Raw genomic sequence first — 15578 nt, 5'->3', positions numbered from 1 at the left:
CCATTCCTCATGCAGCATGCTCCGCGCCGTGGCCTGCCATCAGCGCACCGATCTCGTTGATAGTGCGTTCTCCGCGCGCTGAGGGAGCGGACAAACGCCCGCCCGAGATCACCACGATGCGGTCTGACAAAGCGAGGATTTCGTCGAGGTCCTCCGAAATCAGGAGGATCGCCGCACCCCGGTCGCGTGCCTCCAGAAGCTTGCCATGCACATAGGCGACTGCGCCCACGTCGAGCCCGCGTGCTGGCTGATTGACCAAGATGATCTTGGGCTCGGGATCGAGCGCGCGGCCAAGAATAAGCTTTTGCATGTTACCGCCCGACAGCAAGCGGATGCGCGCTTCCGGCGAGGGGCATTTGACATCGTAGGCATGGATCAGGCCGGCGGCGAATCTGCGCGCTGCCTTCCAGTCAAGAAATCCGTTGCGGCTGAAGCGTGGGCTGCGATAGGCCTCCAGCACAACGTTTTCGGTGACGCTCATGTCGCCGATCGTGCCGACCGCATGGCGGTCTTCGGGCACCCGGGCAATGCCGGCGCCAAGGGCGGCCAGCGGCGACCATGGGCTGATGGACCGGCCCTCGACAAGCATCTCGCCCAAAGCAGGCGTTTGCGTACCGGCCATCAGGCTGGCAAGCGCTGCCTGTCCATTGCCCGACACACCTGCAAGCCCGACGATCTCGCCCGCATGAAGCGCCAGTGAGACACCCTTGAGCGGAACGCCCCCTGCCGTGCCGGTCGAGACGTTGTTCAGTTCGAACAGCACACTTCCGGGCTTTGCCGGCGCCACATTCGGTTGCTCGACTTCGCGGCCGACCATTAGCGCGGCAAGCTGGTGGCGATCAGTCTCGGCGGTGATGCGCTCGCCGGCCAACTGGCCAGCGCGCAGCACCAGCACGCGGTCGCTGACGGCCATCACCTCATGCAGCTTATGAGAGATGAAGATGACCGACAGGCCGCCCGCGACCAGCTTTTTCAGCGTCGCAAAAAGCGCCTCGCTTTCGGCTGGCGTCAGAACCGCCGTGGGTTCATCGAGGATCAGGATGCGGGCATCGCGGTACAGCGCCTTCAGAATCTCGACGCGCTGGCGCTCGCCGACAGAGAGTGCGGCGACAGGAGCATCGGGGTCGACGGCGAGGCCGAAATCGCGCCCGAGCGCGCCAATGCGGGCGCGGGCAGCAGCGCGGTCGAGGCGCGGGCGCCACAGGCTCTGCGTACCAAGCGTGATGTTTTCCAGCACGCTCATGCTGTCGGCGAGGGTGAAATGCTGATGCACCATGCCGATGCCGGCATTGAGGGCGGCGCGCGGGTCGCCCGGCGAGAGCCTTTGGCCAAACGCCTCGATGGCTCCTGCATCGGCGACATAATGACCGAACAGGATGTTCATCAGCGTCGTCTTGCCGGCCCCGTTTTCGCCCAGCAACGCGACGACTTCGCCGCGCGCGAGGTCGAAGCTGATCGCATGATTGGCGACAAGCGGGCCGAAGCGCTTGGTGATGCCATCAAGGCGCAGGACTGTTTCGCGCTGCAAGTGTCATCCCTCGACCGCTGCAATAAAAACGAAGGTATGCGGGCGTTTTATTACCCGCATACCAAATTCTTGGGGTCAGCTCGATTTCGGCTCGGCGTCGTTGATCTCGACAGTGAAGGAGCCGTCTTTGATCGCCTTTTCCTTTTCAGCGACCTTGGCCATGATTTCGGCCGGGACCTTGCCTTCGAAGGTGCCGAGTGGTGCCAGCGAGCAGCCGCCTTCCTTCATGAAGGAGTAGGCGCCGTAATCTGCCGCCTTGAACGTGCCGGCCTTGACCTCGGCCAGCGCCTTGTCGAGCGTCGGCTCGAAATGCCAGAGCGCCGAAGCCACCACGGTCTCGGGATAGTCGGCCTGCGTGTCGATCACATTGCCGACCGCCAAAACGCCTTTTTCCTTGGCGGCATCGGAGACACCGAAGCGTTCGGCGTAGAGCAGGTCGGCGCCGCCATCGATCTGGGCAAACGCGGTTTCCTTCGCCTTGGGCGGATCGAACCACGAGCCGATGAAGGCGACCTGGAACTTCGCGTCGGGCGCGCTTTCCTTCACGCCTGCCATGAAGGCATGCATCAGCCGGTTCACCTCGGGGATCGGATAGCCGCCGACCATGCCGATGTTTTTCGACTTGGTCATCGCGCCGGCGATGATGCCTGACAGGTAGGAGGCGTCCTGGATATAATTGTCGAACACGGCGAAGTTTGGCACCGCATCGTCAGGCTTGAAGCTCGATCCCATCAGGAAGGCGACGTTTGGATAATCCTTGGCCACGGTTCGCGCGGCATCTTCCACCCCGAATACCTCGCCGATGATGAGCTTGTGGCCGGCTTCGCAGTATTCGCGCATGACGCGCTCATAATCGTTGTTGGCGGTGTTTTCAGAATAGACATATTCAATATCACCGCGTTCCTTCGCAGCGTTGGCCGCCTTGTGGATGCGGCTGACCCATTGCTGCTCGACCGGAACCGTGTAGATAGCCGCCACCTTCAATGGCTCGGCGGCGAATAGCCGTGTGGTGAAGGCCGGCAGCGCCGCAAGTGCGGCACCGGCAATGCCGGCTTTGAGGATCGCGCGACGTGTGATGTTTGGAAATCTGGACATGATTTGCACCCCTGCTGGATTGTTATTGGTGAGACGTATTCCCGTCATTTTTTATCGTTTGGTCAAAGCTAGTCGAAATTCATGAGCCCGGCAATGCGCCGAGTACACTGTCCAACACCGCAGTGATGCGTTCAGCCGGCAGTTGCCCCCGTCTGCCACATGAGCAGCAGAACATAGCTCACCATCCGGCGATGTCACCAAGGTGGAACTCGACCGCACGCTATGATGATACAAGCATACGGATGCCTTTTATGACAAAAGATTAAGTACCGCCTTGAGAACGTCGATGTGAAAAGCCATCTGCGGCGTTCGATTCGTGGGGCACGCGGGTTTTGAGGGGACCTCTGGTATGACGGTTATGCAGACGAGTGAAGAGGCCGCGCGTCTGGTAGAGGCTGCACGCGGATTGAATGAACGGCGCAAGACACGGCTTGGCGCGCTGATGGTGCGGGCCGAGCGGGAGGGTGCGCGGCTGCAATTCTATGCGGGATCGGCGGCGTTGCTTTCCATCGCGGTGTTTTTCGCCCTGTTCAGCAAATGGGACGCAGCTCTCGCCTTCATTATCGGGGCACTGCTGCTGTTTTTCGCGCTCGGACTGTTTTCCTACCGACGGGTGAAAGAGGGCAACAGCCCATGGTGGCTGCCGTTTCTGGTCGGCGCGCTGAACATCATTTTGCTCACCTTCCTGATCGCGGGCGACAATCCTTATGCTGGCCAGGCGCTGCCGGCGGCGATGGACCTGCGCGGTGGCGGCTACGCATTCCTGCTGATCTTCGTCTGCCTGAGCGCGCTCACGCTGGCGCCGAAACTCACCCTCTGGCTCGGCGTGGTGGCGACGGCATCGTGGGGCATGGCAATCGTCTATGTCGTCATGCAGCCCAACACGATTTTGGGCAATATCCGGCGCACGGACCTGACCAACCAGGAAAAGCTGCAGCTCTACCTCGATCCCAATTTTGCCGACATGATCGAGCTGTCGGCGCACCTTCTGGTGCTGATGATTATCACCGGCATCCTTTATGTGGTGGTCACACGCTCGCGCAAACTGGTCGACGACTATGCCGCCGCCGAGCGGGCGCGCATCAATCTCGCACGCCACTTTTCGCCCAATGTGGTCGATGACCTGTCCACCGCAGACGAGCCGTTTGGTCCGGTGCGCAGGCAGGATGTGGCGATCCTGTTCGCCGATATTGTTGGCTTCACCACCTATTCCGAAGACCATTCGGCAGAGGAGGTGTTCGAGCTGCTGCGCGAGTTCCATCGGCGCATGGAGCAGGTGGTGTTCGACCATGCCGGCACGGTCGACAACTACATCGGCGACTGCATCATGGCGACCTTCGGGGTGCCAAGTTCAACGCATGATGATGCCACCCGTGCGCTTCGCTGCGCCGAGGCGATGGCGCAAGCGGTGCGCCAGTGGAACGTGCGTCGCGAGCAGCATGGATACGTGCCCGTCGATGTGCGCATCGGCTGTCAATACGGGCCGGTGGTGGTTGGTGCCGTGGGCTCAGAGCGAAGCCTTTCCATCGCGGTGGTGGGCGATGCCGTCAACGTGGCGAGCCGCCTGCAGGCGCTCTGCCGCGAGGTGGATGCCGCTATCTGCTTTGGCGCGGCGCTGATCGAAGCGGTGCGGCGCGAAAGCGGCGCCATGGCGCTGGGCGGACTTGAAGACCACGGCCTGACCCCGCTGCGCGGGCGCGACGAGCTGGTGGATGTGTGGGTGCTGCGGCGGAGTTAGGTGGTACCCTGCAAGCAGCTCAATCATGCGACCCCTCCCTCAACGCCAGGCCAATCTGCTTTCCAGTTGCAAATGATTTGCAATAGCGTTACATGATGCTGACCTAACTGGAGGACCGCCTGTATGGCGTTGCGTGTTGTTCACATCCTGGCGGCATCCATGGTGCTTCTTGTTTCTGCTTGCACTGATGCGCCGGAGAACAAGAAGTTCAAGGTGGTCACAACCTTCACGGTGCTTGCCGACATGGCGCAAAATGTTGCGGGCGATGCCGCAGACGTTGTTTCCATTACCAAGCCGGGCGCAGAGATCCACGGCTATGAGCCAACGCCGCAGGATATTGTGCGGGCGCAGGATGCCGATCTTATCTTGTGGAACGGGCTGAACCTCGAACTCTGGTTCGAGCAGTTCCTGTCCAACCTGCGGAATGTGCCGTCGGTCACATTGACGGACGGGATCGAGCCGATTTCCATCACCGAGGGGTCTTATTCCGGCAAGGCCAATCCACATGCATGGATGGGGCTCGACAATGCGCTGATCTACATCAACAACATCGAGGCAGCGTTGATCCAATACGACCCCGAAAATGCCGCTGCCTATGTGGCCAATGCGACGCAATACCGGGCCGAACTCAAGGCCACGATAGAACCACTGCGCGCGCAGATCGCCGCCATTCCCGAAAACAAAAGATGGCTGGTCACCTGCGAAGGCGCGTTCAGCTATCTGGCGCGCGATTTCGGCCTGAAGGAGCTTTATCTGTGGCCCATCAACGCCGACCAGATTGGCACGCCGCAACAGGTGCGCGGCGTCATTGATGGCGTTCGCGAACACCAGATTCCCGTGGTGTTTTGCGAAAGCACCGTCAATACCGCACCCGCCAAGCAGGTGGCACGCGAGACGGGCGCCAAATATGGCGGCGATCTCTATGTCGACAGCCTGAGCGAGGCCAACGGGCCTGTGCCAACCTATCTCGATCTCTTGAAAGTTACCTCGCAGACTGTCGCAACCGGATTGACCGGCGACCAGGACTGAGCCCACCATCGCTAACACGCTGCGTCACAGACCCGCCGAAAGGATATTCGTGCTGCAAGTCTCTCCGGACGAAATCAACAGCACCGCAGCTGAGGGCGAAGGCATTCTCGCCCGCAATGTGACGGTGACCTATCGCAATGGCCACACAGCGCTCCATGATGCAAGCTTTGCCATCCCCAAGGGCACCATCACCGGGCTGGTGGGCGTCAATGGGGCGGGCAAATCCACGCTGTTCAAGGCGATCATGGGGTTTGTACCCGCCGCACGCGGCGAAATCCGGCTGCTCGGGCGCACGGTGCGTGAAGCCTTGCGCGAAAACCTCGTTGCCTATGTGCCGCAATCCGAAGAAGTCGATTGGGCGTTTCCGGTGCTGGTCGAGGATGTCGTGATGATGGGCCGCTACGGCCATATGGGTTTTTTGCGCCGCCCAAAGCAGGCAGACCATGAGGCCGTCGATACCGCGCTCTCACGCGTTGGCATGTCCGAATATCGGCATCGCCAGATCGGCGAACTGTCCGGTGGCCAGCGCAAGCGTGTGTTCCTGGCCCGTGCGCTGGCACAGGATGGGCAGGTGATCCTGCTGGATGAGCCGTTCACCGGCGTTGATGTCAAAACCGAAGACCAGATCGTTGCCCTGCTGCGGGAGTTGCGCGACGAGGGCCGCGTGATGCTGGTCTCCACGCACAATCTCGGCTCGGTTCCTGAATTCTGCGATCGCACCGTTCTGGTCAAGGGAACAGTTATTGCCTCGGGCCCGACTGAAACCACGTTTACGCGTGATAATCTCGAACGTGCCTTCGGCGGCGTGCTGCGTCATTTCACCCTTGGCGGTGCAGAACTTCACGACGACGAGGACCCGCGCGAGGTCAGCATCATCACCGACGACGAGCGGCCGTTTGTGCATTATGGCACCAAGGCGCACCGCGCGCGCAAACAGGACGACACTCCGTGATCGACCTTCTGCTGCAGCCCTTCGATTATGGTTACATGCGCAATGCCATGTGGGTGTCGGCGTTGGTCGGCGGCGTGTGCGCCTTCCTTTCCGTCTATCTGATGCTGAAAGGCTGGTCGCTGATCGGCGACGCGCTCAGCCATTCGGTGGTGCCTGGGGTGGCGGGCGCGTATATGCTGGGCCTGCCCTTTGCGCTGGGTGCCTTTCTGGCCGGTGGGCTGGCGGCAGGCTCGATGCTGTTTCTCAGCGGCCGATCCGGGTTGAAGATCGATGTCATCATCGGCATCATCTTCACCTCCTTTTTCGGACTTGGGCTGTTCATGGTTTCCATCAACCCGATGGCGGTCAGCATCCAGACCATTATCATGGGCAACATTCTGGCCATCACGCCGGAAGATACGCTGCAACTGGCGATTATCGGCTTCGTGTCGCTGGCAGTGCTGCTGGCCAAGTGGAAAGACCTGATGGTCACCTTCTTCGACGAAAACCATGCACGCTCGATCGGCCTGCGGCCCGATCTGCTGAAAGCCGTGTTCTTCATGCTGCTTTCGGCCTCCATCGTTGCCGCGATGATGACTGTCGGCGCATTCTTGGTCATTGCGCTCGTGGTCACGCCGGGCGCGACAGCCTATCTCCTGTCCGACCGGTTTCAGCGCATTATCCTGCTCGCCGTCATCATCGGAACGACAACCAGTTTCGTCGGCGCCTATGCGAGCTTTTTTCTGAATGGCGCTACCGGCGGTGTGATCGTGACGTTGCAGACCATCATCTTTCTCCTCGCCTTCCTGTTGGCGCCGAAGCACGGTCTGCTCGCCTCGCGCCGCAAGGCGGCGGCGGCGCTGGGTGAGCCGGTGCATGACCCGGCTGAGAAAGCCGCATCATGATAACGCTCGAAACGCTGCTTTTGCCGTTCCAGTTTCCGTTCATGCAAAACGCCTTCTGGATCGTTCTGCTGATCGCACCACCGACCGCGCTGCTCTCCTGTTTTCTGGTTCTCAAAGGCTGGGCGCTGATGGGCGACGCCGTCAGCCACGCGGTGCTACCGGGTATTGTGCTGGCGTGGATTCTCAACATCCCGCTCATCATCGGTGCATTTGTAGCCGGCATGGGGTGCGCGCTGTTGACCGGCTATTTGTCACACAACAGCCGGGTGAAGCAGGACACGGTTATGGGCGTGGTGTTTTCAGGCATGTTTGCCGTTGGCATCATTCTCTACACCTCGATCACTACAGACCAGCATCTCGACCACATCCTGTTTGGAAACATGCTGGGCGTGGGCGTGGAAGACCTTTGGACGTCAGGGCTGATCGCGTTGTTCGTGACCGTAGTGCTGCTGCTGAAATGGAAAGATTTCATGCTGCATGCCTTTGACCCGGCACAGGCGCAAACCTCAGGACTTCGCACCAACTGGCTGCATTATGGCCTTCTCGCCATCCTCTCACTCACTATCGTGGCGACGCTGACTGCGGTCGGGCTCATTCTTGCGGTCGCGCTTTTGGTGACACCCGGCGCCATTGCCTTCCTCACTGTGCGCAGCTTTGGCAAGATGATGGTGGTGGCTGTCTGTGCCTGCGCGCTTTCCATGCTGGCCGGCACCTATCTCAGCTTCTTCCTCGACAGCGCGCCGGCGCCCACCATCGTGCTCATCCTCAGCAGCCTCTTCATCGCCGCATTCCTGCGCCGGATGGCCGTGACACGCGCGGCGTCGAGGATGGTGGCGACCCGGTGAGGCTTACCCCTCGCTGACGCCCGCTTCAGCAAAGCTTGCCATGCCGGTGAAACATGCCAATGCGGCGCGGATGACTGGCACGGCAAGGGCAGCGCCTGAGCCTTCGCCAAGCCGCATGTCGAAATCGAAGAGCGGCTTCTTGCCCAGAAGCTCAAGCAGGCGGCGGTGTGGGGTTTCTGCCGAGACATGGGCTGCCAGCACATGGCCAAGGCCGCGCGGATGCAGCTTTGCCAGCGGGGCCATGGCGGCGGTGACGACGAAGCCATCCATCACAACGGGAATGCCCAGATGACGGGCGGCAAGTGTCGCGCCAAGGATGGCGGCGAGTTCGCGGCCACCGAGATTGGCGGCAACAGCCAGCGGGTCCGACAGGATTGCGGCATGTTGCGCCAGCCCGGCATCGACTGCCATCGCCTTGCGGGCAAGGCCCTGATCATCCACGCCGGTGCCGCGGCCGACCCATCTTTCGCCATGCTCGCCAAACAGACCGGCTGCAACGGCGGCGGCAGTGGTGGTGTTGCCGATACCCATTTCGCCAAAGCAGAGGAGATCCGGCTTCGGGCTTTGTGTGCTGACTGATGCGTAGCCATCATTGACTGCGGCAAGGAAGGCCGCCTCATCCATTGCCGGGCCTTGTGTGAAATCTCCGGTTGGCACTGCGACATTGAGCGCCACCACTTTGAGATCTGCGCCAGCCACGCGGGCGAGCTGGTTGATGGCTGCGCCGCCTGCTTCGAAATTCGCCACCATTTGGTGCGTGACCTCGGCGGGGAAGGCCGACACGCCCTGCGCTGTAATTCCATGCGAGCCGGCGAACACGATGACCGAGACCTGATCGAGCGTTGGGCGGGACCTGCCCTGCCAGGCAGCCAGCCATGCCACGATTTCTTCCAAACGGCCAAGGCTGCCTTGTGGTTTGGTCAGGCTGTTCTGGCGCATTTCTGCTTCCAGCACCGCATCCTGATTTGCTTCAGGCAGATTGTGTGCACAGGCAGCGCGCAGATCGGCAAGGGTTTTAAACTGGCTCATGGGGCAAGGCTCCGGTCAGGTCAGGAAAATAACGGCAGCGCACAGAAGCGCGATTTCGGCCATTTGCTGCGCCGCGCCCAGCACATCGCCCGTGTGGCCGCCAATCTGGCGGTTGGCCAAACTGCCGACGCCATAAGCACACATTGCGGCAAGACACGCCGCCACACCAGCGCCCACAATGCCGAAAGGCAGAAGGGCGATAAAACCAAGCCCGGCGGCAACAAGCGCGCTGTTGTGCGGCACATCACCGGCACCCGCCGCCAGCCCATCGCTGCGGGCAGGTTGCATGGCGTACAGCATGGCCGGCATCAAAGCGCGGCTGGCCATATGGGCCGCAATCAGCGCCAGCGCCACATGGGCCGGCGAGCCAAGGGCTGCCAGCGCCTGCCAGCGCAGCAGGATAGAAAAGACCAGAGCCGCCGCGCCATAGGAGCCGATGCGGCTGTCGCGCATGATTTCGAGTTTCTGGTCGCGGGTTTTGCCGCCGCCAAAGCCATCTGCCATGTCGGACAGGCCATCCTCATGCAGCGCGCCGGTGGCCAGCATTCCGCTTGCCAGCGCAAGGCCCGCGCAAAGGGTCGGCGGCAGGCCAAGCCCGTACGCGAGCGCGTAGACAAAAGCGCTGATCACCGCCACCACACACCCCGCGAGAGGTGCTGCCCATTGCGCGGCGGCGAAGTCTTTTTTGCCCGCGCCGAACAAGATCGAAGAAACCGGCAAGCGCGTGTAGAAGCTGACGCAAAGGGCGATGTCGGTGATGATGTCTTGCGGGCGGCGCATCATCAGGCCTGCGCGATGGCGTGGAAGAACGCGCCAGAGACATGACCGCGTTTGCCGCCAAATTGCCCCAGCGCATTGCCCTGCCCGTCGGCCAGATCTGCCAGCGGGGCATCAGTGCCGGCATCAATCAGGCGCGCATAGTGGAATTCATGGCCGCGAATCTCGGTGCCTTTGGGACCGAAAGGTGTGTCATGCAAAAAGATGGCGCGGCGATAGCCAAGGTTCATCTTGCGTTGCGCATAGCTGGTTGAATGCCCCAGCAGGCCCAGCATCTGGTGGCGCGTGCCATCGGCATCCTCCAACCCTTCGCCCAGCGCCATGAAGCCTCCGCATTCGCCGTGCACCGGTTTTGTCTTTGCAAAATCATGCATGGCGGCGCGGAAATTGTCTGCCGCTGCAAGCTTGCCGGCGTGAAGCTCTGGATAGCCGCCGGGCAACCAGCACACATCGCAATCGTCAGCTGGGCCTTCATCGGCCAGTGGCGAGAAGGGGATAAGTTCGGCACCGGCGGCGCGCCAGCCAGCTTCCAGATGCGGATAGAGGAAGGTGAAAGCGGCATCCTGCGCCAAGGCAATGCGCTGGCCAGGCGGCGGCAGGGCGGCAGGGGTTTTGGGGTTGCCTTGCGGAGCAAAGGGGCCCGCAAGTTCCAGGATTCGCTCAATATCGAGCGCGCTCTCAGCCATATCGGCCAGCCGGTCGAGATGGCCCATCAGATCTTCATATTCACCCGCCTGCACAAGCCCCAGATGGCGCTCTGGCAGGGTCAGGGTCGGGTCGCGGAGCATGGCGCCGACGACTGGAATTCCGAGCGCCTCAATCGCGTCGCCAGTCAGCCTTTTGTGGCGCTCCGAGCCGAGGCGGTTGAGAATGACGCCGGCGATTTTCACATCGCTATCATAGCAGGCAAACCCCTTGGCGATGGCCGCTGCCGTTTGTGATTGGCCAGAAACATCCAGCACCAGAATAACCGGCAGGCGGTAAAGCCGCGCCAGATCGGCGGCGGAGCCAGAGCGGCCCGCCTCGCCCGGAATGCCATCGAACAGGCCCATCGCGCTTTCGGCGATCACATAATCTGCATCGGTGGCGACGGAGGCAGCCAGCGTGTTGAGCAGGTCCGGCCCCATCGCCCAGCTGTCGAGATTGACGCCGGGCTTGCCGGTAGCGGCCGCATGGAAGCCCGGATCAATATAATCCGGCCCGGACTTTGCGCCGCGCACGTTCAGCCCGCGCCGTGTCAGAGCGCGCAACAGGCCAATGGTGACGCTGGTTTTGCCGGAGCCTGAACGCGGTGCGCCGATGATGATCCCGCGCGCGCTCATCCTTTGCCCGCCTCGCTGATCAGCGCCTGAAGCTCGGCGCGCATGGACACGATGTGGCCCACTACGGTGAGCACCGGCGAGGCGAAGCCTTCACGCGCCGCTTCCTGCGCAATCGTGCCCAGCGTGGCGACATGGATGCGCTCGCGGCTGGTGGTCGCGGCCATGATGATGGCGGCCGGCGTTTCAGGCGTCATGCCACCTGCCATCAACTCGGCGGTGATATGGCCCATGCGCGCCAGCCCCATATAGATCAGGATAGGCTGGCCGGTGGCCGCCAATGCGCGCCAGTCGAGCGCGTCGCCCGGATCAGCGGTTTGGCCGGTGGCCAGAATAATCGCCTTGTTCATGCCGCGCATGGTGGGCGGAATGTTCAAATGTCCAAGGGCTGAAAGCCCTGATGTCAGACCGGGCAGAAAGCGGAAAGGAATATTTTCCTTTGCCAGCGCCAATGCCTCTTCGCCGCCGCGGCCAAACACGTAAGGGTCGCCGCCCTTGAGGCGCAGCACCTTGCGGCCTTCTCTGGCAAAGGCAATCAGCTTGGCGGTGATTTCGGCCTGCGTGATGGAAATATGCCCGCCGCGCTTGCCGACGAATGTTTTTTCCGCATGGTCGGCAATGGCCACCACTTCCGGATCCACCAGCGCGTCATAGACCAGCGTATCGGCCTGCGTGAGCGCGGACACGACATCCAGCGTCAGGCAACCGGGGTCCCCCGGACCTGCCCCCGCCAGCCAGACATGACCGGGCAGCAATTTCTGTTTGCGCGCTTCCAGCAGAGCCAGTGTGGTTTGCAGGCTCATGCCTTTGCACCTTGAGTTTGAATTGTGCCACGCGCCACGGGGCGCTGGGCACAAGACGGCGTAAAACCGCGCGACACTTTCACTGGAATTCCTCTATAGAGATCGCCATGGATACGGAGAAGGTTGAACTGCGCCGTGGCTGGACCACGGGTGCCTGCGCGGCGGCGGCGGCTAAGGCTGCCTGCCATGCGCTTGCGACCGGCGTGTTTCCTGATCCGGTCGAGATCACTCTGCCGGGCGGTGCCACGCCTGCTTTTGCTCTGGCGCGCGAACGCCTCAGTGATGGAACCGCCAGCGCCTCCATCGTCAAGGATGCGGGCGATGATCCCGATGTCACGCATGGCGCTTTGATTACCACGACCTTGCGCCCCGGCGCGGCTGGAAGCGGCATTATCTTCAAGGCGGGTCCGGGCGTTGGCATGGTCACACGACCCGGCCTGCCCATCCCCCCCGGCCAGCCTGCCATCAACCCAATGCCGCGCGTGATGATTGCGCAGGCCATTGCCGAAGTGGCTGGCGAGAATGCCGATTACGAGGTTGAAATCTCGATCGCAGACGGCGAGAAACTGGCCGAGAAAACGCTGAATGGCAGGCTTGGCATTGTTGGCGGCCTGTCGGTGCTTGGCACCACCGGCATCGTCATTCCGTTTTCCTGCTCGGCATGGATCCATTCCATCCATCGCGGCATTGATGTGGCGCGCGCCATGGGCATTGACCATGTATCGGGCGCCACCGGCAACGCTTCGGAAATAGCCGCACAGAAGTTCCACAATCTTGGCGAGGTTTCGCTGATTGATATGGGTGATTTCATCGGCGGCATGTTGAAATATATCCGCAAACACCCCGTGCCCAAGGTCACGATTGCCGGTGGTGTCGCCAAAATGACCAAGCTGGCGCAGGGAATGCTGGATGTGCATTCCAAGCGCGGCATGGCCGATCTGGATGCACTGGCGGCCATTGCTGGCGAGATTGGTGGCGCGGAACCTTTGCTCGCTCAAATTCGTGGTGCCAACACGGTGGCGCAGGCTTTCCAGCTTGCCAAAGCTGCCGGTCTGCCATTGGGAGACACGATTGCCGCGCGCGCCTGGCCGACAGCTGCCAGCGTGTTGAACAATCCTGAGATTGCGCTTGAAATTCTGGTCTTCAACCGGGAAGGCGAATTGATGGGGCATGCGCCCTTCCATCCCTCTCACAATCCGTCGCGCCCTCTGAACCGCCTCTGATAGGCAGGATCATAGAGGGAGCTTTCGGTAAACTCCTGTGCCCCGAGCGATGGACCAACAAGGATCAGCGCCGTGCGCTCCACAGGGTCGGCGCTGAGTTGCGCTTCAATATCGCCTAGAGTTCCGCGAAACACGCGCTCATCTGGCCAGGAGGCTTTCACCACCACGGCAACCGGACAGTCCGCGCCATAGAGCGGGGTCAGTTCCTCCACCACCTGCCCAATGGCATGGATGGCCAGATGGATGGCCAATGTCGCGCCCGTTGCGCCAAAGCCGGCCAATGTTTCACGCTCCGGCATTTTGGATGCACGGCCTGAGACACGGGTCAGCACCAGACTTTGCGCCACTTCAGGAATGGTCAATTCGCGGCCAAGACTTGCGGCAGCAGCGGCAAAGGATGGAACGCCCGGCGTCAGCGTATAGGCGATGCCCAGCCGCTCCAGCCGGCGGATCTGTTCGGCCACCGCGCTCCACACCGAAAGATCGCCCGAATGAAGCCGCGCCACATCCTTGCCCTGCCGGTGCGCCGAGGCATATTCGAGTTCAATCTCGTCCAGCGACATGGGGGCTGTGTCCACCAGCCGCGCATCTTGTGGGCAATATTGCAACAGGTCTGGCGAGACGATGGAACCGGCATAGAGGCAGACCGGACAGGCCGCCAGAAGGTCGCGGCCGCGCACGGTGATAAGATCTGCGGCACCTGGTCCCGCGCCGATGAAGTGAACTTTCATCGGCTTATCTCTCCGTCTGTTTGCGCCAAGGCGCAGGTCACGCTGCCGACAGCCAGCCGGACCCCAAGCAATCTGGCACCGGCACCGCCAGCGCCAAGGGCTGCTGCTTCAGACAGCGAGCCGACACCTGTCAGCTCAAGGCTGCGTTCCGACACGCTGAGCGCATGATTGTCGGCCTTTGTAAGCTCCACGCTGGAAACCAGTTTGAGCGGCACATTCAATTGTTTAGCCGCCTCGATGATACCCGGCTCACCGGTCTTGATGGAGCCGGTTGCAAGGGCAGCCAGACGTTCTGGCGCGACCTGATAATGGTCGAGCGTGGCGCGCACTGCCGCCAAGATTTCTTCCACGCCTGCTGCCCTGCGGCAGCCAATGCCAGCGATAATCATGGCTTCACCCAGCTCCATTGCGTGACCGGCATAGCGGGACGCCAGCCATGCATGGTGCCGACCGGCGAAGCTGTCGTGACCGCGATGCGGATAAGCTCGCCGCCCCTTTTGGCGTGGGCCGCCAGAAGCAGCGCTTCCATTTCCAGCGTTACGGCATTGGCAACCAGCCGGCCGCCTTGCTTCAGCGCCGCAACAGCACCTTCCAGCACGCCATCTTCGCTGCCCCCGCCACCGATGAAAATCGCATCCGGGGTTTCAAGCCCGGCAAAAGCTTGCGGCGCGCTGGCTTCAACAAGCGCAATGCCCGGCACGCCAAACTTCACGGCATTGCGGGTAAGGCTGGCAGCACGCTTTGGGTTTTCCTCAATGCAGATGGCGCGCATTGAAGGGTCCGTCAGCATCCAGGCGATGGCGACCGAGCCGGAGCCAGCGCCAATGTCCCACAATAATTCACCGCGCCGGGGTGCAAGCGATGACAGGGTGACGGCGCGCTGCGCCCGCTTGGTGATCTGCCCATCATGCTCGAACAGATCATCGGCAAGGCCAGCACCGAGCGGCAGAATTTGCGCGTCTGGCTCAGCCACAACATCAATGGCCACAAGATTCAGCTGGTCTATAACCGCCTCGACCGGAAAGGCATTTGCGGTGAACTGGGATCGCTTTTCGCGCGGGCCGCCCACCGCTTCAAGCACCGTCATGACCGAAAGGCCAAAGCCATGTTCTGTCAGATACGCTGCCAGAACAGAGGGTCCCTGCGCATCCGAGGTGAGCGCAAGAACGCGGCGGCCGGGATGCAGAAGCGGACGCACAAGCTCTATCGCGCGACCGTGCAGCGACACTTGTTCAACCGACTGCAAGGGCCAGCCAAGGCGTGCCGCAGCCAGGCTGAAGGCAGAGGGATGGGCGATGACATGCATTTCGCGCGGATTGATAGAGCGGGCCAACGTCGCGCCGACACCGTAGAAAAACGGGTCGCCTGAGGCCAGAACACAGATCTGCGTGCCCCGAAGGGCAGCAATTTCGGCCATGCCTTTTTCGAAAGGGCTTGGCCATATGCGCTGTTCGCCGGTTATCAGACCTTCCATCAAAGCAAGGTGACGTGTGCCACCATAGATGATTTTTGCTTTGGCTATTTCTGCCTTTGCGGCATCGCCAAGGCCTGCAATGCCATCTTCGCCAATGCCGATAATCGTCAGCCATTTTTCAGCCTGCACGGCTTTCTCACCCATGAACTTC

Annotated in this window: 15 protein-coding genes; 6 read left to right on the top strand and 9 right to left on the bottom strand. The window is 61.5% G+C overall.

Features of this window, described 5'->3' with window-relative positions; translation table 11 throughout:
* Positions 1 to 7: 7 nt before the first annotated feature.
* Positions 8 to 1528 (bottom strand): ABC transporter ATP-binding protein, encoded by a 1521-nt coding sequence (locus tag GA830_RS07870; RefSeq protein ID WP_195164489.1) that lies wholly within the window; start codon positions 1526 to 1528, stop codon positions 8 to 10.
* A gap of 75 nt (positions 1529 to 1603) precedes the next feature.
* Positions 1604 to 2623: a BMP family protein gene (locus tag GA830_RS07865; protein WP_195164488.1), complete on the bottom strand. Its 1020-nt coding sequence runs from the start codon at positions 2621 to 2623 to the stop codon at positions 1604 to 1606.
* Positions 2624 to 2972: 349 nt separating this feature from the next.
* Here GA830_RS07865 and GA830_RS07860 point away from each other — a divergent pair, with 349 nt between their 5' ends.
* From GA830_RS07860 to GA830_RS07840, 5 genes are all read left to right on the top strand, one after another.
* Entirely contained in the window at positions 2973 to 4361 is a 1389-nt protein-coding gene (locus GA830_RS07860) for an adenylate/guanylate cyclase domain-containing protein (protein ID WP_258045600.1), read from the top strand.
* A gap of 159 nt (positions 4362 to 4520) precedes the next feature.
* A complete protein-coding gene (locus GA830_RS07855) occupies positions 4521 to 5390 on the top strand; it encodes a metal ABC transporter substrate-binding protein (protein WP_258045659.1) in 870 nt (289 codons plus the stop codon).
* A 49-nt stretch (positions 5391 to 5439) separates the two neighbouring features.
* Positions 5440 to 6342 (top strand): manganese/iron ABC transporter ATP-binding protein, encoded by a 903-nt coding sequence (locus GA830_RS07850; protein ID WP_308460471.1) that lies wholly within the window; start codon positions 5440 to 5442, stop codon positions 6340 to 6342.
* Positions 6339 to 7226 (top strand): metal ABC transporter permease, encoded by an 888-nt coding sequence (locus GA830_RS07845; protein ID WP_308460470.1) that lies wholly within the window; start codon positions 6339 to 6341, stop codon positions 7224 to 7226. The genes GA830_RS07850 and GA830_RS07845 overlap by 4 nt, the downstream gene beginning before the upstream one ends.
* Entirely contained in the window at positions 7220 to 8071 is an 852-nt protein-coding gene (locus GA830_RS07840; protein WP_308460475.1) for a metal ABC transporter permease, read from the top strand. Before GA830_RS07845 ends, GA830_RS07840 begins: the two co-directional genes overlap by 7 nt.
* A gap of 3 nt (positions 8072 to 8074) precedes the next feature.
* On the opposite strand, the gene cobT is transcribed toward GA830_RS07840, so the two are convergent.
* Genes cobT through cobA form a run of 4 tightly spaced genes read right to left on the bottom strand, consistent with a single transcriptional unit; the run spans position 8075 to position 11999 of the window.
* Positions 8075 to 9100 carry a nicotinate-nucleotide--dimethylbenzimidazole phosphoribosyltransferase gene (gene cobT / locus GA830_RS07835; protein WP_195164486.1) on the bottom strand — a complete coding sequence of 342 codons (1026 nt, stop codon included), beginning with the start codon at positions 9098 to 9100 and terminating at the stop codon, positions 8075 to 8077.
* Positions 9101 to 9115: 15 nt separating this feature from the next.
* Positions 9116 to 9883 carry an adenosylcobinamide-GDP ribazoletransferase gene (gene cobS, locus GA830_RS07830; protein ID WP_258045599.1) on the bottom strand — a complete coding sequence of 256 codons (768 nt, stop codon included), beginning with the start codon at positions 9881 to 9883 and terminating at the stop codon, positions 9116 to 9118.
* A complete protein-coding gene (locus GA830_RS07825; RefSeq protein ID WP_195164485.1) occupies positions 9883 to 11199 on the bottom strand; it encodes a cobyrinate a,c-diamide synthase in 1317 nt (438 codons plus the stop codon). The genes cobS and GA830_RS07825 overlap by 1 nt, the downstream gene beginning before the upstream one ends.
* Positions 11196 to 11999: a uroporphyrinogen-III C-methyltransferase gene (cobA, locus tag GA830_RS07820; protein WP_195164484.1), complete on the bottom strand. Its 804-nt coding sequence runs from the start codon at positions 11997 to 11999 to the stop codon at positions 11196 to 11198. The genes GA830_RS07825 and cobA overlap by 4 nt, the downstream gene beginning before the upstream one ends.
* A 107-nt stretch (positions 12000 to 12106) precedes the next feature.
* Between cobA and GA830_RS07815 the strand changes: the two genes are divergently transcribed.
* Positions 12107 to 13222 carry a cobalt-precorrin-5B (C(1))-methyltransferase gene (locus GA830_RS07815; RefSeq protein WP_195164483.1) on the top strand — a complete coding sequence of 372 codons (1116 nt, stop codon included), beginning with the start codon at positions 12107 to 12109 and terminating at the stop codon, positions 13220 to 13222.
* On the opposite strand, the gene cobM is transcribed toward GA830_RS07815, so the two are convergent.
* From cobM to cbiE, 3 genes are read right to left on the bottom strand one after another with little or no spacing between them, the layout of a single operon-like run.
* Positions 13189 to 13953, bottom strand: a complete 765-nt coding sequence (gene cobM / locus GA830_RS07810) for a precorrin-4 C(11)-methyltransferase (protein ID WP_195164482.1) — start codon at positions 13951 to 13953, stop codon at positions 13189 to 13191. The genes GA830_RS07815 and cobM overlap by 34 nt on opposite strands.
* The gene (locus GA830_RS07805; RefSeq protein WP_195164481.1) at positions 13950 to 14342 is read right to left on the bottom strand and encodes a cobalamin biosynthesis protein; all 393 of its coding nucleotides are present in this window, start codon (positions 14340 to 14342) and stop codon (positions 13950 to 13952) included. Before GA830_RS07805 ends, cobM begins: the two co-directional genes overlap by 4 nt.
* Entirely contained in the window at positions 14339 to 15571 is a 1233-nt protein-coding gene (gene cbiE, locus GA830_RS07800; protein WP_195164480.1) for a precorrin-6y C5,15-methyltransferase (decarboxylating) subunit CbiE, read from the bottom strand. The genes GA830_RS07805 and cbiE overlap by 4 nt, the downstream gene beginning before the upstream one ends.
* Positions 15572 to 15578: the final 7 nt, after the last annotated feature.

The organism is Mesorhizobium sp. NBSH29 (assembly GCF_015500055.1).
Lineage (GTDB): Bacteria > Pseudomonadota > Alphaproteobacteria > Rhizobiales > Rhizobiaceae > Neomesorhizobium.
This window is presented reverse-complemented; position numbering and strand designations above follow the sequence as displayed.